Below are 19247 nucleotides of genomic sequence, written 5' to 3'. Positions count from 1 at the left end.
CTATGTCAGTTTACTTTAACCTTATGCGTAATTCTCAATACGCCTTTTATATTATCAATCTCAATATTTCCCAAACGATTGAGCACTGATTGCCCCAAAAGCAGAGGTGCGGATTGATTATGCACGACCGATGCACGGATATTATCCAAATTTAACCCTCCAAAATTTACATTACGAAGATTAAGAACAGTTCCTGCACTAATCTCACCGTTTGCCATCATATAGTTTTGTTTACCTATTACATCGGTTGATTTTAAGTAGCCGTTTTTCATCATAAATGTGGCTTCGACCGATGAAATTGAAACATCCGATGCTCCGGTATCAAACACAAAATACAAAGGTAGCTCGTTGATTGAACATTTCACTTTGCAAACGCCACCTTCTTTAGTGAAAGGAACTTCAACAATACGGTCTTCGTATGTAGCTTCATCAACGATATTTTCTTCGATTTCCGATTCAAACATCTTCTTATACCGTTCTATCAGTTCCTTGAATTTCGGCAAATCCCTTATAGCATCCAAATCATCATCCATTTCAAGATGGGCAAAACGTCGATAGCCCTTCTCTAAAGCTGTTTTCAGAAAATCTATTGCTGCATCAGTTTCTCCCATTCTTGAATGCAAACATGCCGCATCATAATAATTGCCGGCATCTTCGGAATCGTTGGCTATCACTTTATTCATAAACTCAATTGCTTTCTCCTTTTGCCCTAATCCCCAATAAGCATATTGAGCGCATGAGCCATTGTTTGGTATTGTATCAAGTTCAATTACTTTTTGATAATCGGCAGTGGCTGATTCTGCGTCTTTTTTCTGAGCATACATATCAGCTCTACCTAAATAAGAGTAGGCATAAGATGGATCTAAAACTATTGTCATTGAATAATCTTCAATAGCCCCATCAATATCTTCACTATTATCTTTATACCAGCCACGTCGGTAATAACCAAAGGCGTATTCCGGATAACGGTTCACATATTTATCCAATTCCAAGATTGCATTCTTTGTATCACCAGACTCATACAATAGGTCTGCTTTAGCCATTATATAATCATAGTCTGTTGAATCCAAAGCTATGGCGTGATTTATGTGTTCCAATGCCGAAGCAAAGTTTCCCATTTCACTATAACAATTTGCAATCCTTTCAGCTGTTACAGGTGAAAGGTCTTTTTCTATACTATTGGTATAATAATCAATCGCCTTTTTATAAGACTTAGTTCGTTCATGTATTACTCCTAAGCAATAAGGCCAATAACTATTGTTTGGATTTTTCGTTGCCTGTATTTTCAATTTTGCCACTAAAGGAGTCATCGTAGAATCCGCTACTTCTTGCATTAGATGAAAAGCTTTGTTGTCATAGTCAATATCTAATGCTTTAATAATGTCGTCTATGGCTTCATTGTATTTTTTCAAACCGATATAGCTTTCTGCACGGAAAGAATAGCCCGAAGAATAGTCGGAAGCTAATTTGGTTACATAGTTGAATTGTTCTACTGCTTCCAGATACCTTTTTTCAGCATTGGCATTTCTTCCTAGACCCATATATCCCATCACACTACCCGGATCAAGAGATATGATTTTTTGATAGTCTTTATCAGCTAAATCATATTTATCCATGTAGTAGTAAAGATTGGCTCGTTTCTCATATACATCGGCATCGTCAGGAGTTTCCCTTACAGCAGATGTGAAATCGGCAAGAGCCTTGTCTTTCTCGTCGAGACCTATATAGACTTCGGCACGAACAATGTATGCAAATGCTCTATATTGCTTATCCTTTTTAGGAATGTATTTAATTGCCAAATCTACAGCTGTTAGTGCACGACCGTATTCTTCCTGATACTTGCGTACAGTAGCAATCCAGGCTAAAGCATATCCGTTGTTAGGATTATCCTCCAGCTCTTTGTTTAGGTATTCAAGAGCTTCTTCAGCATTATTATTTTGGATTGCCTCTACGCCACGATTGTAATTATATGTATCGGGGCGTTTGACATTCTGGGCAAAAGCTATTGAACAACAAAATAGCATTGCTAAGATCAAAAATCGTTTCATTTCCTTTGAATATTGTTTTTACTATAAATCCATCAATTTAGAAATAGTAACTAAAAGAAGTTCCCAAAACTTTGTAATCTTTATATGTGTATTTAGCAGCTATATCTTGTTTGTAATATAATATACGCCAATCCCAGTGTCTCCATGAAACACCTAATCCGGCCGATGCACTAAAATCACTCTCCAAGAATGATTCTTTGACTGCATTGTAATAACCAACTCCATCTATATACCATTTTGAAGAGTAACCTCCCCATAAACCTATTTTTAATCTTGCATATAGAGGTAAGTGAAAAGATGCTTTTGTTTCATCTTCTGAGTCATACCATAGGGTATATACCACTAATCCTGGCTTCGCTCCTATTTCAAATTGAACCGGGGATTTGTAATTGCCAAGCCTAATGCCAAGTCCGACATTATAATACATAACATAATCAACTTCACTGTCTGTATCATTATACATAGCAGGATTCAATGCTAAATCCAACATTTCTATACCAAAATTTATGATACCTCCATTTCTCTTACGTTTTATACGTCTTTGTTCTTTTTTATATTGAGCATACTCTTTTTGTTTCACATCGTAATATCCTTTTACTTTATGGCGAGTGTTTTCATCTTTCGCATATCCAAGAGCCTCATTAAGACTAAAAGCACCAGAATACATAGTAAACGATTTTGCTTTCGAGATAGCAATTCTGTTTGATATTTCATCGGAATACTTCCCTGATGGGTATTTTTTAAGAAATGTGAATAACTTTTCTTCGGAGGAATAAGAGGTTAGATTATTATAATCCCAATACTCTTGACATTTATCGAATTTGGACTGATTGTCTTTCTCCAAAGCATATTTTCCTCCTGCTTTATTAAATTCTTGATAAGCATTTAGCAAGTCATTTGATAAGTAAAAATTTTCACCTTTTAACTCGTGTATTCTTTTTTGTGCATTGGTGATACACGAAGATTTAGGATAAGTTTTAATAAACAGTTCTATTTCTGCGATACTTTTTAAACTTTTTACGGATTTCCATTTCTCAATAGAACGAAGTTCTGTTATTGCTTCGTTAGCATTATCCTTGAAACTTTTGAATTTAGAGGTGGAAATATAATGGTTATATGCTTCTATTGTGTTTGTTTTTACAGCTTCTGACCATAAATTGTAGTCTTCTATTCTGTTTCTCACATCAACTGCATATTTCCCTTTTGGATATAATTTAATATACTCTTGAAATGCTTCAAGAGTTCCCTTTTCGCAAGCGGATTCATATCTTTGCTTTTCAATCCTTTGCTTTTCTGCAACTTCTTTCTTTTTCTGTTGCTGATAATTAATAAGAGTTTGTGCCTCTAAAGTAGCACTTGAACTCATGCAAATCACAGCGCATATTATAAACTTATACAATATTCTCATAATGCTTCAATAGTTTTCAGACATTTATTTAATTCTTCTTTAAGTGCGGTAAAATCAACTTTATGCTGATTCCCATCAAATTCTTTCAACTGTTTATCTATGAGAGATATTTTACCACCTAAATAAGTGTCGCTCCATTCTGGATAATTCTGATAAGACTGATAAAACGGTTGATTATGGAATTGTAATAGGAATTCATTTGCATCCTTAACGAAAGGTTTTTGAAGTTCATTGCATGCAAATTCTATAAATGATAGAATACTTTCAATGTCTTTCCTATAATTACAGAGTAACTCATATTTTATATGATGCTCATGTCTTAATCTGTCATTAACAATAGCTTTGAAAGCAGGAATAGCAATCTTTTCTATGCTATATGCTTCGTATGGAATATACAGAAAGTTAGATGCAATATTAACAAGTCTTTTATCTGCCTCTCTTTGTGCCACATATAATCTAGTAGTGTCACTCTTTAGGTGATTAAGGTCGATTTCCAATTTAGATAATTTACTCTTATATTTCTCGCTTGTCACTACCAATTTTTGATATTTCTCATTAACAATTGAGAGCTGTGATTTTAAAGAATCATTTTCAGTTTTTAGCGCATTTAAATCGTCAATGCTTATAGAAACTTGTATCGGAGTTGTTTTAGAAATTGAAGGAATCGTATCATTACCAGTTTGAGAAAAAACTGGCAATGATATAATCATCAATAATGCAGCTACACAATATTTCATTATCGCCATATTAATAATTATTGTTGTTATAGTAATTGGATGCTTCATTGTAATAGCCTCTAGCTCTGTTCCATAATACATCCACATCTTTTTTAGCACCATATAAGGCATTTGCTTTGTTGTCATATTCGGTTACAGCAGCATCTACCTGTGGAACAAGGGTATTCTCGTAATATTGTTGACCATAATACCTATACTCTGACAATTTCTCAACTTGTGATGATATATAATTATAATGTGATTGAGCAATTCCGGCTCTAACATTATTTAGTGCATTTCTCAAATCAATACACTTGGAAATATAGGTATCATTCGCATACTTCTTAGCTTGATTAATTGTATTTTGGGCACTTGATACTCCTTTGTATGCAGTACTACGACTAATAATTCTAGCTTGTCGATAGTCAGAAATTATATTTTCTACTAAAGTCAAGGAATCAATAGTTGTCTTTCTCAAGACCTTACTTCCGTCTGTATGTTTGACAGAGTGCAAGCGTTTAGAAACTATCAACATATAACTGTGATCCATATCTTTCCAATCCGATTTGTCAAATGCAGCAAAGCATCTTTTTAGAAAAATTGGAGAGTAACAATCGACTAACTTATCTCTATGTTTATCGGATTCGACTTGTGTAAGTCTGTTCTCATTTTCAAAGACAGAAATTCTATCAATGGTCTTTAGATAAATCATATCTTCTTCACGAGCAGCACCAGCTTTCTTTAAGTCTGAATAGAGATGATTTAAGTCTTTTTCAAACTGATTTATTGGTTGAAATGCAACAGGAGGTTCAACACGCGTTTTTGCATACACCATAACTCCGCCAATAGCAAGTGCTATTGACAAAACTAATATGAGTATTTTTACTGTAACTTTCATAACTGTAACTTTTTATATACCACCACGTATATTATCTTTTTTCGTACCATCAGATGCAGATTGCTCTTTTTTCCCCGAATCTGATTTAGTATTTTCTTTTTTCTTAGATTGTTTGGATGTATCGCCCTTTGCTTTCTTTTGTGCAGCAGAATGCTTTTCTGTAATCCAAGAAATGTAATTATCAATGTTTATCCCCAAATCTGTTGCGGAATTATACTTACCGTCATGATCTTCTTTCCCGATGTATGGCTTTATATTATCTTCTTTGGATTGTCTTGCAGCACTAATCAATTTCTTTATCTGTTCTACTTCTTTTAACTCCGAAGACTCCAACTTAATTAGGTCTTCAATCTTGAATGAGTTCATATTATCAAACAGATCTTTTGTCAAATCGTACATAGCCAGAGAATCTTTATGCCAAATTTCGTTAGAGCTCAGATAGGTACATGCCTTCTCTTTTAGTGAGTCTTTGGCTGCAATGGCTTTTTCTGATTCTAACTCAGTATCCTTACTCGTTGTAGAATAAGTGGTTTGTTTCTTTACTTCTGTGATTGGTGGCCAGCCAAGTTGAAACTCGTGATTATCCACCCAACTATCTAAGGCTTCGTAACCTGCCCACAATAGACCAAAGACGAAGACACTAGCAACACCAATTGCAAACCATTTAATTTTAGTCATTAAATTATTCTCATACACAATATAACCATCATGATCTGAACGATAACCTTTTAATGGCATACCTGTATAACGATTACTCATTTTGACTGTGATGATAGCATCGGATTCTAAGTTCTTTCCATCTTCAATGCGTAACGTATATTCTTTACTGTATTGCTTGTCATCAAGTCTGATTTCGATGTTAGATGAAATTTGATTAATAACTTTTTCTTTCGGTTCATAACCTTGATGACTTACACGTATGCTTACTCCTTCACGTAATGCGGCTTCAGAAATCTCTGTTATCTCGGTCAAAAGAGCCTTTCCATTAACAAAAATTTCAGCATCATTTAAGTGCTTGGATCTATGATCGGAAATTCTAAGCCAAGAACGTTTAAATACAAGTTTGCGTTCATTATCTTTAATACTTAGACTTGAAGCATTACTTTCTATTAGCTCCTTTTCAATGTCAAAATATCCATCTTTCTTCCAAACTACCGTCAACGGAGTATTTGCGGGAATTTCTATTGCATCAGTGAACGGGATTTCTTGATTCTTCGTCTTGATAAATGCCGTGAATCCATTATTGTCAACAGGAGCTTCTACCATTATTGGTTCTTTCGGCTCTGACTTAATTATTTCACCACCAACAGTAGACAAATTCAATGACTTATCCACAAAACATATACACTTATACTTTTTGTAGGAGGTCTGTACTAATGAGTTCCCAAGCAATTCATGCAAAGCATAGCCTGTACCAATTCCATAATATCGCCAACCTATACTTCCTTCAGTATTGTACCCTCCGATGAATGCTAAAGCTGAATACTTTACATCCTTATTGGCATACTCCTTTGTAAACAGTTCATTTAATATGGCTGGATTGATGCCCATAGGTGCAGCTAGTTGTTCTTCAACATACATTATTACAGAATTCAGTTCATTTCCTGTTATATTCATTTTGGCAGGAACATGAATCCAGGCTGTAGTGTTGTCATTTGGACGACCGCTCCCTTCTGGACGCGCTTTAACAACACCTATCAAATAGCCAAGACAGCCAAGTATCTTTGCAATGATCACTGATTTACCGGAACCATCAAAGCCTTCTAAATCTTTTATGATTGAACGGGAATCAGCTGCAAATTTTGCCCATTCTTCTACTTTATTGATGCTGAAAACCTCTTGTTCTCCAGCATTTGTAGACTTTATAATTAATCCTAATTTCATAACTTAACCTCTGAATATTTTTTCAAACATACCTCTTTTACCACCTCTGAAACTTGCTGAACGCTGTAGAAGTAAACTAACTACATTTTCAGCAGGGCGAGAATTGAATCTACAATAATTTTGGAAGCATACTTCTCCAAGTGAGAATGCTATTTTCTCAACTTTTCCCTTATTGATTTCGTTGTCTTTACATATTTGTTCTAGCCCATTATAAAATCCGAGATATTTGTCATTGATGTAGTTTGTGAAGGTGTCTTTCGTTGCATTTTTGACTTTATCTGCCTTTGTTATCATTATGTAGATGGCATCTGTATCTTTCTTGAAAATACCAGTATTTTTTATATACGATACGGCACCTTCTAAATATACACGCTGAGGTAGGCCTTCATAAAGTCTATCCTCTGCACCGTATTCAATGACAAAAATGTGCATCTTTCTACTTGTTGACCTATTATCAATGAGAACCTTTGTTAGTGTATCTAACATGACCTCATCAGTTTCGGACATATTGTCCCCGGCATTAGCTTTATACATACATCGCATCAATTCTCCAGCCATATCAATACAGGTAATAGGATGTATCTTACCTTCTTTATCAACTAAATCAAATCCCATTTCATAAAATGAGTCTACAGAAGTTCCTTCCATCAATGTTCCGATTTCACCATTTTGGAATAAGTTGATAAGTTTAGTCATATACCCATATCCTTGCGACTCTGTATCTGCATCCATCGAATGTGCAACCTTTCCACTTGCTGCGACACTCAGAATTGCACCAAGAGCACAACTTTTTCCAGAAGACGGAATACCCCAAAAATAGATTTCTGTTGATTGTTTGTGGATCTTGTCTAATTTTTCTGGTGTAGAAAAACTTTGTGCACTTTCTCCATTGAACATTTTTTGAATAAAAAGACGGTCAATCTCAATACTTATCAAATCCTCTATAGATATCGTCCCAGAATTTATTAGACGTTTTACTACACCTGAACTTACGAGATTATGGTCTTCTTTAATCTTATTCAAAAAATCAGATTTCCTAACCTTTTTTTCGCTAAGGAATTTTTCAATTATTGCTATCGTTTTATTGTCTCGTTGTTCTTGTGTAACAGCTGTCTTATCTGTAGGAACTTGATTTATTTGAGTAACCAAAGTATCTATATCAACACCCATTATTTCATCTAACAACAAAGAATCAATAAGTTTTCGTGCTTCGCTGACATGAGTGCTATTAGGGTATTTTTTTATAAATTCTCGCAATTCATTTTTGTCGGATTTATCAACCAACGTCCAAGCATCGTCAGTAGTTGCTTGTAGATAACTTTTTTGAAGTTCGCTTTCAAGTTCATTCTTCAAAGCACGTGCTTCTGCACGGAATTGACCATTGGGATATGTGTCAAGATAATGCTGGACAGCTTCTATTGAATGCTGTACTTTCACATTATTCCATTCTTCTGCATCTCCACTTTCAAGGATATGTTTTACTTCTCTTCTTTTTTCCACTGCAAATTCACCATCGGTGTCTTGAACTAACTCATCGAAAGTTACGACACCTGTTCGTATGTATTCCACAAGTTGACTTGCAGAATATTCTGAGACATTATCTAAAATTTTTTGTTTCATATTCAAAAGTGATTATTTGGGACTATTTCCATATTCATTTGTGTCGGTTTCTCCTTCTGCGAAAAGCATCCATAAGCCATAAAACGGAATAATCTGGAACCAACCAGAATTACCTCTATCATGGCAACGTTTTGCACCTTGTGCCCATATAAACCAAAAATAAGGTACGAGCATTATTAAATATAATATTAGCAATGCTGATGCTGCGTCTGATTCTGCTGCAACACCTACAATACCTTGCATAAATAAATTTATGACGAAGCAAATAATCATTGAAAGACCGTATTCAGTTCGACGTATTCTTCCAGAAAATGAAAACGGATTTCGGAACATGCCCGGTTTATTCTCAGTGTTATCTTGGGGCGTTTGTGGATCTTCTTTTATTAGTGAAGGTAATTCTTCTGTAATAGGTGTAATTTCAAGTTCATCAGGAATAGACAAATCTTCTGTTGTAGAAGAGTCTGATATAACAGAATTTTCTATTTCAGATACATTCTCTTTATCGTTTTCGACTGTAGGCATGGGAGTTTGTTCAAGAAGCTCTTTTACTCTCTTTCTAAGCAAAGGAGTAAAGGCACCTTCTGTGTTTTTGCCCAATTCATACATGGAAACAACTCCACTTCTTACCGCATCAGCAATTTCTTCTGGTGTGTAATTTGTAATGTTTTTGAGTATTTCTTTTTTGCTAGCCATATTAATGTTTATATCTTACGAATTAAAAAGTTCCACCATAAATGTCGTTGCTATCTATATCGTTTGTTTGCTCTATAGAGTCGGTAGATGTTTCTTGTTTTGTATTTTTTCGCGGCTTCTTGACCTCAATCTTTACTGTAGAGTTTTTGGATTTGAGAGGTATCAAGTAATATAGACCAATAGCTCGTGTATTCCTCTTCTGCAATAAATATGGAAACAAAAGCATCAGAAATAGTAGAATGCCGGACCAGATAGTATTAAGTGCAATCCCTTGTGTGCTTTTATAAGTATCTTTTAAACCCTGCAAACCTTCAATAGCTTGGTCATAGGAATTTTGCTCGCTGTTGAACAGTTGAATATTGTCAGGTTCATTGTTCATCTTAAATTCAGAAACTTGAACCAATGTACTATTCCACGATTTGATTGCATCTGAAATCTTGTCGATATTTCCGATAAGAAAAGCATTCCAAACACTTGCTCCTTGGTTGGCGCTTTCAATCCATTTCAATGCAAGAGTTTGCAAACTATCCGTATTTTGAGACAGTAATTGAAGTTGAAGAGTATGGATATAGTTTTCCTTTTGAAGTGCATCGCTATTTCCAGAAAAACCAGCATTTCTGTATTCCAGGGGATTTGTACTTTTATTATCAATAATGGTCGTTAAATGCAGACTATAGTTGTTGATACGATTGTTCGCATACGAATTATAGTCAGTAAACATCGTTTTTGATTTTTCTATAGATGTACTAAACATCTCTTCTATATGGTTTCGTTCTGAATATACATTCCAATAGTGGTTGTATGGAATCATACTCCAAATGAAAACAACAGGACATAAACAAATCAATACTCTCTCAATAATTATTGAACGGTTAAATTTCCCATCTGTCCCTTTTAATATTTGTGATCCGATAAATGTTGTCAGTAAAGCTATATCTATAATGAATACTCTTATGGCAGCCACAGAGAAGTCACCTCCATTAGAATAAAAGTCACCCATGTATGTAACATAACTGATAAATATCAAGGCAACAAAAGCGATGATATGTCCCCACGAGAATTTCAATGTCTCGTTCCACGAATATTTATTTGTACTCATATTATTGAATTTTCTTTTCTAAGTCATTTATTCTTTTATTCAATGCGTCACGCTGCTCTTTTAATTGTTTAAGCAAATCTTTCAAGGCACTATAGTCATCTGTCGGATTATTGACTTCGGTAGAACTTTGTTCGTTATTTTGGGACTGTTCCGTTGAAGTAATGTCATCATTGTGTTCTATAGAGCCTGTATCCAGTATTTGCGACCATATTGGTTCTTTTGGTATATCACCACTCTTAACAGCAATGAGAGCTTGATCGATAAGTACCATTGGTGGAATAAATTTATCCAAATCCTTTCCCGTTTTTTGAATTACAGCAATGCATTGCTGTACATTAATATCTGGTTTTATTGTTTTCATCAAGGCAATAGTTCCAGTTATAATCGGAGCTGCCATACTTGTTCCGTCAAACATTTTGAAAGAATTGTTAGGATAAGCACTATATATTCCTTCTCCAGGTGCTGACACGTTTGTCCCCAATGAATAATTTGTAAAAGTGGATGATTTGTATTCAGGTGTACATGCTGCTACATTTACTGTATTATTTGTCAAACGACATTCAGGAAGAATTGCCGTTACTATATTGTCATTTCCTGCTGCAAAAACCAGAATAACATTCTTTTTATTTGCAACATTGATAATGTGTCGATATACTTTTTCTTCATTCTTAAAATACTGTTGAGCTACCTTTATTTGTTCTTCAATAGGTAATTGATTTAAACCTTGAAAACTTGGTCCAACCGAAATGTTGACTATGTTTGCTCCATTATGAATTGCATACATAATGCCACTAGCAAGCGAAGAAAATGTACACATTCCATTGTCAAACACTTGAACTGGCATAATCTTACAATTTGGGGCGACTCCAGCTGCTCCATCTGAATAGAACTCTGTGGAACCTAATGCTAAACCTGCAACATGAGTTCCGTGCCCTTGTCCTGAACTCAATGCTCTATTTTGAGTAAAAACATTATATGCATTAAAAAATCTGCCCTTAAACATACTATGATTTACATCAATTCCGTCATCTATTATTGCAACAACAAGATTTGGATCTCCCATTGTTATATTCCATCCCTCTTTTACATGTGCTGCCTTTAAATGCCACCCTTTATTTGCAGTTGATTGACTTTTGTTGCCATGTAACACCATTATAGATTCATCTACAATGAAAAATTTCTGATCAGAGATTTTCATTGGCAATTCTTCTCGGATATTATTCCGTTGTCCTTCAGGTATTTGAATCTGAATCATTTTGACATTTGGGTCATACCCAATAATTTGATAGTTATCTGAGGAATATAACCGTTTAAAATCTTGTGCCCATTTGTTCAATTCTGCATTTTCGTTTTCAAAGTAGATGTTTAGGCGATTGTCTATAACATCTGGAGTACCAGGATTAGATACTATAGGTGGCATAATATTCCCATCGCCAATTATAGGCGGAACTACACCATTCTCAGGTAAACGTCCATCACTACCAACAATGTTGGTAATAGTACCATTATTGTCATGAATTGTTCCATCAGGTTGAGTGATCTGGTCTATTTTTTCTACTCTATCAATTGGTAGCACGGCGTTTCCATTACGGTCTATCAAAACATCACTATCACAGCCTCGTAACAACCATGATAACAACCAAACTAATAGAATAATCAATAGCAACCATAATATCCACTTTAGACAACCTTTACCAGAAAAAAGTCCTGTAAGCCAAAGCCACCATCGTTTATACCAAGGTAGTATTTTTTCATATTGGGCAACGCAAACCTTATTGTTAGTTAGAGCTGCAAGAGGATTAACGTCCCAACCAGTAAAACGATATCCCTTGTTTGGCTTTACTATGGGAATTTCTGATATTATAGGAGTAACTCCAAGTGGTTTTTTGATAACCTTATTACCCTGCAATGTGCCATGTTCACCAGCGGAGAAGTTACATTGAGCAAATTCTTGCTTATATTCAGCAGTGAAAAGAGTGTCATTATTTATAGGTACATTGATACTAGGAGTCCATTGAGTAAAAAGGAATCCTTTATTTGCCATAACAATAGGCATTTCTTCTTTACTCAAAATATGTCCTTTAGAAACTTCAATAGATGTTCCTCCTTTTAAAACTCCGTTAGCGCCAGCATCAAAGATAACTTTCATCAATTCTTCCTTATCTTCTGCTTTGGGTACTGTTGTATTTGTCTTTGTATACTGAGCGGTGAAAATAATATCTTCCTGTACCTCATGTCCAACCGGATTAGGATTCCAACCGATAAAACTATATCCTTCTTCTGCGATGATAGTAGGTATATCTTTTGTTGTGATAATATGTCCCTTATTTCGGCTAATTGTCGTAAGATATGGAATACTTGCTATAGTTGTTTCGAGCTTCCCATGGCCAGCTAAGTCAAAAGATATTTTCTTTTTGTCATACTTGACAGCTGTCTTAAACCATTTTCCATCACTTGTATGTTTTTCTTCATCAAGACGCATTCCCCAGGCAATGAGTACAATTTTCTCATCATAACAATAGATAAATTCATCATTGATATATTTTAAAGCCCCATTAAGGATAGCAAATTCTTCAGGATTTAATTTTTTCAATGTTTCCTGATAATGTTTTAAAGTATCATCCTTGATGTGGGTATAATGTTTCTTTTCTGCACCTGAAAGTTCGGTGAATTTTTGAGGCGTATTATTCCATTCGTCAACATACCAGAAAATATTGCCATCTTCATAAAAAGGGCAAGCAAGGAAAGACTGATATTGTGGTGATATACGACTCTTTACCACACTTTCCACACTCTTATATCGTTTGTAAAGAGGGTCTGAGCCAATACCTTGATAATCGGTGAAATCAGTATCATCGATATGTCCAAGTAATCTTTTATTATAAAATGTAGCTCTTGCCATAATTTATTTATTTGTATATAGTGCTTTACAATTATCTATAATTTCTTTTATAATAGCATTTGCAATTGGGTCACTGTGCGAAATATCCGCAGAATATAATAGTCCAATGACCAAAAGATTCTTCCATCTTTGAAAATTATCCCAAAATGGTAACTTCATCAATGTTTGAATTGAGACGGTTGTTGGATCAGAAGCATCGTCAAATGCTTGTAATGCATCATACACACTAATTTGTGTGTGTTTGATATCACTAGCCGCAGGCGACAAGTCAATAGCTAAATTACATGCTAGTGCTTTGGCACGTATATTTTCAATATCCTCATCCGTCATATACATACGTCCTATTGAACTAACAAAATTGTTCAATGTCAGTGAGGCAAAATCAGCGATTGCATTTGGTAAATCATTATCAGGAAATACTCTCGAATACTGATCAATCTTGGTAGATATTGTTTTCTGAACGCCTAATTTCTTACAAAGGCTTTGTAGCATAAAAGCAACTTCATCTGAATGAGGAAGGTATTTTTCGAGTTTTTTAACCTGTTTATTGATAAATATAGCCCAGTAGTCCAAAATATTATTTGAAACAACATCAGCAACTGTTGCAGCAACACTGCATTCATTTGAAACAACATCAGCAACAGTAAATCCATTTTCAGCAAACTCTTTTTCTAATGTCGCTATGTCACACGCATAGTAGTCGCATAATCTTTGGATATTAAGTTGCTTATCTTCATTGGGATTGATACCTGCTTGTGTCCTAATCAAGATTACTTCATTAAAATCTTTAGGGGTTTCTGTTTTCAAGATAACGATGTCATATGCAATCTGTCGTAAATCCCCAACAGGTGTCATCAGTTGATCAATAATATAACCAAATATTTCTGGCTTCTTGCCAATTTGTGAATCTAGACGTCTGCGTATTTCTCCGGCTATTGTTCTTGTTCTTGCATTGTTTTCTTCTTTATTTTCTGGCTCATAATACGTATTTAGTTTGGCCAGCATTTCATTTCTTATTGCTTTTAATTCATTTAAATACTTTTCTCTTCTAGCAGCTTCCAATACGCTGGAGATTGCATCTAAATCACGAATAATAGCTTTAGAACCATCGCAATTTAAAGAAGACACCTCGTCCCAAGATGCCTTAGGATTGGCAAAATGCTTCTTTACAAATTCGTTGTTAAGGAAGTTCCGTTCTAGATTATTAAAGTATTCTGGATAATCATCGTGGATATGTCGTGCTACTTCTGGTGATTTTGTCTTGTCATTGTAACCATCGAAGATTTGATTTTTCATTGACCAATAATAATCACGAAGTAAATAAATACTTTGAAAAGCCTCAGAACGAAATAAACCGCCACGGGTTACCCAATTATCAAACCAAGTAGCAGGCTTGATAATTTCAGGCAGAACTGTCTTGAAACGTTTCCAGTGTTCAGAAAGCAACTCTGTATTAGTGGACGAATCATTTTTTGTCCTTTCTAATTCGATGTTGAATTTTGTTGCAATCAAAAACAATGGAGAAATCCCGTTAGTTCGTGTTAAATCTTCAGTACGTTCTTCGGGAGTTTTACCGATATTAGTTTCTATCCAATCATTAATAGTTTCTCCTAATGTTGGTTCATTCTTTTGATCGTTATGGTGACAGAATAAGACAGAACTTATTCTTAATGAACGGGAATACTTATTAAAAAGATATGCTACTTTACCACGACGTAGTATTGTTGGTAAGACTGTTCCTATTTCTTGTTCTTTGAATTTTTCACGAGAACGCGCTCCTGGAAAATCCAGCAAATCAATTTTGTTTAAAAATCGTCTATTCTCTGCAATCTGTTTAGGTAGAACAAATGTTAATTCTGCAATGAGAGCTGACAATGATGACTTATTAAAATTGCTGCCCAACAGCTTCCCGTTTGTATCATATACGTCAGTAACCAATACATCGGTATCTGTTTCATGTTTTAATCCGCAAACTGAATCCAGCCACTCGATTTTTAGCAGTGTTCCTTTATCTCTAAGGACAGCGTCAAATGGGACATAAATGTCTGTTTTAAACTGTATCTTTTTATATTCATTTACTAATAGGCTAAAAAGATGGCTTAACTCTTCATTCTTATTCCATAGTATGCTAAATATCTTGACCCAATGCTCACTTGATACATACTGAATTTTGGGTGCGACAATCTTGCGGAAGTCTGAATGCGTAATGTTTACTGCATTAGCTCCCAAAACTTCTACAATATAATCACAGATGTCCTTTACATCATCTTCTGTAAGAACTTCTTGAACAGGTTCTGTCTTGTTCGCCCAAAGATACTGAACATTTAATAATTCGACATTAATTGAGTCATGCAAAAGGACTCTGCTATTATTTATTTTAAGATCGTTATAATATGAGTCTATTAAAAGCATTAGCAAATCTGCAATGGAAAGATTTTTAATCTTTATAAAATCTTTCATAGCTTCGTTACTATTATTGATAGTAAATCTTGTTATTACACCTGTAGATTCGGTTTTAGAAGTATTACCTCCGCTGGGATTCAAATCATCAATAAAACTATATTCTTTACCATCATTTATAATGACAAAAGGCGATTCTGCTGTTGACAACAGACTACTCATAAGATAGGATTTTCCAACCTGACTTTCGCCATATGCCGCAGCTGAACAATTTTCTGCTAATGCATTAGCAAATCTTCTCAGTTTTCTACGATACTCCTTCAGTTCTTCAACAGGAAATGTGCTTTTATCAAATTTTTTAGCCCATATTATCGAACGTTCAATTTCTGCTATTTGCGAGTTTATATCTTGTATCATAATATAATTTGCATTATTGAATATCAAAAGCTCCGGTGTCAAGCCAATAACGCTCGTCCGCTCCTAAACTTTGAATGTTTATCTCAATGTTACTATCTGCCAATTCGTTACCTTTTTTGTCAGTAATAGCTGTAATTATTAATTTTTCTTTATCATCTTCATCGCGTTCAATAGATAGTTGAAAAGGCATTCGTAAACGTAAATCATCAATTATTTCCTTAACCTTAGCAAGAGCTTGCGTTTCATTTATAGAAGTACCTTCTTGAATAGCTTTATTTCTTATGCGTTCAATCATCTTGTGTTGGTTAAAATCAATGACATATAATTTTCTTGACGGATAAGAGTCCAATCCAATTTGTCGAACATTTAAAGTCGTAGGTAAAGAACTAACCATCAGTTCTCCCATATTTTTTTCTGGTGTTATGAAGTATTCTATCGGTTGTCCTTCCCGCGAAGATTCTATGTAATTAATTACAGATTTTAGTTTTTTATCTAATTGCGATTTGTCTATTAAGAATTTATCAAGATTCCCAAGAGATATAGCATAATAACCGACTAACGCTCCCATTGCAACGATGGTTTTTGCAGTGGCTTTCCCCGTGTTATTCTTATTAGGATACCAATGTCCTACAAAATAATCATTCAACAATATTAAACGATTTGGAGACACTGAATAATATTTTAAAAAAATGTTGCGTATAGGAGATAAAGACGAAGGTCGTCCCGACAACAATACAATGTCGCAATTATAGGCATACATTATAGTCGCAATTTTTTTTAATAGGGGTTCAAAAGCTCTTGATATAACATCAGAAACAGCAAATTTGTCAAACTCCCATTCAAGATCTTCCAAATCAAAAGAAAAATATTTCTTAAATCCCTCTTTTATCCGTTCATTAGGCGGACAATCTTCAAATACATCTGTATAACGTATTGTACAATCCTTAATGCCATTAGCTAACATATCAAGGAAACAATACATAAGTGGTATAGAATATTGTATATTGAAGTCTCTACGCAGCTTTCGATCAGAGATCGTTTGCCCTGTATAATCTGGGCCAAAAAAATTGCGCAGACGTTGACGATAATCAGTTTCAGAAAGCCCTTTCAATTTCTTTCTAAAAGCACTATTGGGAGAGAAGAACATAATTTTTCTTATAAGTTCATTGAGCATCTCATCACCAGCGTAATAGTAACTATCGTAAAAAAGAGGTTCTGGAGTAATGGTTGTTACATCTCCCTTAGTATAAGAATAACGGCTAATCATTAAATCTGATGTTCCAGCACCAATATCCAAGGAGCCAATTGTTAATTCTGGTTGAATGCTGTTTTGAGAAGTTTTCCCGTATAAATTAAAAAACTCTTGGCAGGAACCTTTATATTTCCAGCCAATTTCACCGTAGATATATACTAATTGAGAGCAAGTTGCCTCATCGTAATACCATTTGCTTTCTGTATCTTTAAACGTAGTAACAGCAGGTGCAATATCAACACGAAAATCTTCATTCTTAAAAAGATTAAGTAGCTTTACTGCATCGCCAGCACATTTTACAAGAGCTTCTCTTTCAAGTTTAGACATGGCTGTAGGACAAGTAACAACCATACGCCGTATGCGACGAGGTAATGTAATATCACCACGATCTATCCGATATTGATTATTGTTAATTTGTACCTGTGCTTGAACGAGCATCTCAAGAAAAGCAAAAGTCATAAGAGATCGTCTTGAATAGTGATAAGATTGCCCTCCTGTACCATTGATTGCTAACTGCCCATTGCTTTGTAAGTGTTCTGAGATACCAGGAATATTTAAGATGTGATTATCTTTTTCTCCATCAAGCACCATAAAGTTCCATTCATCTTTACTTTTATGCCCATCCCAAAGGTACCTTTTGGGACTTGACATAGTAGAAAGACTTTCTCTATTTGAAACAGATTCAGTTGCACGATGTATCAAATGATTCGCTTCTTTTCCAAGCCTTACAAAACTAGGATATACAAATTGTTTACTGCCTTGTATCCCAAAGTCGCCAAAATCTACTTTCCTAAATGCTAATCGCATATCAAAAGGTTCTTGATATGTATTGATTTTAGTACCTTTGGAGTCGGTTTTCAAAAGATTTGTATAGTCGATCAATTCCAACTGATTTACTTGATTGAAATTTGAATTGTCTTCAACAAGCAGTGCGGTTGTTCGCGAGTTGCCTATGTCAATAACCATATCAACATCTTTCACCAAAGTATCTTTGTCTTTAAATAAGGATACCTTGGGGAATAGCTCATTCTGAGCAATATAATCGATTAATAAATAATAGGATGCTATATAGTTAAGTTTTTTACCAGACTTTATTTTACCTACGCTACTTATATTAGGATGAACTAAAGAAAACAAATAGTCATTTATGTATTCCCACTCTTGTTTGGGTGAGCAATAATCCATAAGATAAAACTCCTGCTTACACACCTCAAATTTCATTTCAGTCATAAACTGATCTGGGAAAATAGGACATTCTTCATATTTACTATTTTGTTCTACGGTACGAGTATCAAATGCTAAAATCACATTATAGCGTTTGGTTTGTTCTGTAGAGTCAATAGGTATAAGCATAAATCGGCTCCAGTTTAGTGGACCAAATTTAAATTTCGTTTCACTACGTTTGAAGAAGTATGGCAGTGGCAACCATTTATTTTCAAAGAAATCTAAAGTATTACCTTTATCGGAGAAAGTCATTTTGTAAATTTCACCTGTACATTGCATCTCTTCATCAATCATCAAGGGGATTATACCCTCTTCAGCTAAAGAACTAACATCAATGTCTCCACTGCCAGTGGCCTCTGATAAGAATCCATTATCAAAGAGCTTTTTTTTCTTAAAAAAGTACCTATTAGTTTCTGTTGTTACTTCATGGGCTAAATCAAGAATCCATTCGCCATTTGTAGTATCATACCATTCGTGAAACCACAAACTAAACTTTTCCTTTATTCTGATTTCCAAAGGAAAAGTTGTAATGTGTATGCCTGAATTTGCTATTAATGAATATGCCATATTACTCTGTTATTTTGGGCTGTTGTTTGTCTAACTCTTACATAGAGTTAGTACGCATTTTCATATCATTGAATTTGTAGCATTTAAGTAATATGTTTGAGCTATTTCGTCAAACATTT

At 34.7% G+C, this 19247-nt stretch carries 11 protein-coding genes; all 11 read right to left on the bottom strand.

Translation table 11 applies throughout. The features are described from left to right. Positions 1-5 precede the first annotated feature (5 nt). Genes E5355_RS09570 through E5355_RS09520 form a run of 11 tightly spaced genes read right to left on the bottom strand, consistent with a single transcriptional unit; the run spans position 6 to position 19128 of the window. The gene (locus tag E5355_RS09570) at positions 6-2048 is read right to left on the bottom strand and encodes a TPR end-of-group domain-containing protein (protein WP_027200627.1); all 2043 of its coding nucleotides are present in this window, start codon (positions 2046-2048) and stop codon (positions 6-8) included. Between the two features lie 37 nt (positions 2049-2085). After that, positions 2086-3456, bottom strand: a complete 1371-nt coding sequence (locus E5355_RS09565) for a hypothetical protein (RefSeq protein ID WP_136010186.1) — start codon at positions 3454-3456, stop codon at positions 2086-2088. Next, positions 3453-4202, bottom strand: coding sequence for a hypothetical protein (locus E5355_RS09560; protein WP_136010185.1), 750 nt, complete (start codon positions 4200-4202; stop codon positions 3453-3455). Before E5355_RS09560 ends, E5355_RS09565 begins: the two co-directional genes overlap by 4 nt. Position 4203: 1 nt before the next feature. Continuing rightward, positions 4204-5070 carry a hypothetical protein gene (locus E5355_RS09555; RefSeq protein ID WP_136010184.1) on the bottom strand — a complete coding sequence of 289 codons (867 nt, stop codon included), beginning with the start codon at positions 5068-5070 and terminating at the stop codon, positions 4204-4206. Positions 5071-5082: 12 nt separating this feature from the next. Further along, positions 5083-6954, bottom strand: coding sequence for a hypothetical protein (locus tag E5355_RS09550; RefSeq protein WP_136010183.1), 1872 nt, complete (start codon positions 6952-6954; stop codon positions 5083-5085). Positions 6955-6957: 3 nt separating this feature from the next. Further along, on the bottom strand, positions 6958-8574 hold the full coding sequence (locus E5355_RS09545) for a hypothetical protein (protein WP_027200622.1): 1617 nt from the start codon (positions 8572-8574) through the stop codon (positions 6958-6960). A 12-nt stretch (positions 8575-8586) separates the two neighbouring features. Continuing rightward, complete coding sequence (locus E5355_RS19865; RefSeq protein WP_246866920.1) at positions 8587-9267, bottom strand: DUF805 domain-containing protein; 681 nt, start codon at positions 9265-9267, stop codon at positions 8587-8589. A gap of 22 nt (positions 9268-9289) precedes the next feature. Beyond that, positions 9290-10366 carry a hypothetical protein gene (locus tag E5355_RS09535; RefSeq protein WP_027200620.1) on the bottom strand — a complete coding sequence of 359 codons (1077 nt, stop codon included), beginning with the start codon at positions 10364-10366 and terminating at the stop codon, positions 9290-9292. 1 nt (position 10367) lies between these two features. Continuing rightward, positions 10368-13268: a S8 family peptidase gene (locus E5355_RS09530; protein ID WP_136010182.1), complete on the bottom strand. Its 2901-nt coding sequence runs from the start codon at positions 13266-13268 to the stop codon at positions 10368-10370. Between the two features lie 3 nt (positions 13269-13271). Beyond that, positions 13272-16085 carry a virulence factor SrfC family protein gene (locus E5355_RS09525; protein WP_136010181.1) on the bottom strand — a complete coding sequence of 938 codons (2814 nt, stop codon included), beginning with the start codon at positions 16083-16085 and terminating at the stop codon, positions 13272-13274. A gap of 13 nt (positions 16086-16098) precedes the next feature. After that, on the bottom strand, positions 16099-19128 hold the full coding sequence (locus E5355_RS09520; protein ID WP_136010180.1) for a virulence factor SrfB: 3030 nt from the start codon (positions 19126-19128) through the stop codon (positions 16099-16101). Positions 19129-19247 lie beyond the last annotated feature (119 nt).

The sequence above is a fragment of the Bacteroides muris (ex Afrizal et al. 2022) genome (assembly GCF_004793475.1).
In the GTDB taxonomy this organism is placed as follows: Bacteria; Bacteroidota; Bacteroidia; order Bacteroidales; family Bacteroidaceae; genus Bacteroides; species Bacteroides muris.
The sequence above is the reverse complement of the archived record's forward strand: the minus strand, read 5'-3'. Positions and strand labels throughout refer to the sequence as shown.

Excerpts from the sequence above, each read along its gene's own strand:
- E5355_RS09570 (WP_027200627.1), bottom strand. The coding sequence starts at position 2,048 with ATGAAACGATTTTTGATCTTAGCAATGCTATTTTGTTGTTCAATAGCT.
- E5355_RS09565 (WP_136010186.1), bottom strand. The coding sequence starts at position 3,456 with ATGAGAATATTGTATAAGTTTATAATATGCGCTGTGATTTGCATGAGT.
- E5355_RS09560 (WP_136010185.1), bottom strand. The coding sequence starts at position 4,202 with ATGGCGATAATGAAATATTGTGTAGCTGCATTATTGATGATTATATCA.
- E5355_RS09555 (WP_136010184.1), bottom strand. The coding sequence starts at position 5,070 with ATGAAAGTTACAGTAAAAATACTCATATTAGTTTTGTCAATAGCACTT.
- E5355_RS09550 (WP_136010183.1), bottom strand. The coding sequence starts at position 6,954 with ATGAAATTAGGATTAATTATAAAGTCTACAAATGCTGGAGAACAAGAG.
- E5355_RS09545 (WP_027200622.1), bottom strand. The coding sequence starts at position 8,574 with ATGAAACAAAAAATTTTAGATAATGTCTCAGAATATTCTGCAAGTCAA.
- E5355_RS19865 (WP_246866920.1), bottom strand. The coding sequence starts at position 9,267 with ATGGCTAGCAAAAAAGAAATACTCAAAAACATTACAAATTACACACCA.
- E5355_RS09535 (WP_027200620.1), bottom strand. The coding sequence starts at position 10,366 with ATGAGTACAAATAAATATTCGTGGAACGAGACATTGAAATTCTCGTGG.
- E5355_RS09530 (WP_136010182.1), bottom strand. The coding sequence starts at position 13,268 with ATGGCAAGAGCTACATTTTATAATAAAAGATTACTTGGACATATCGAT.
- E5355_RS09525 (WP_136010181.1), bottom strand. The coding sequence starts at position 16,085 with ATGATACAAGATATAAACTCGCAAATAGCAGAAATTGAACGTTCGATA.
- E5355_RS09520 (WP_136010180.1), bottom strand. The coding sequence starts at position 19,128 with ATGGCATATTCATTAATAGCAAATTCAGGCATACACATTACAACTTTT.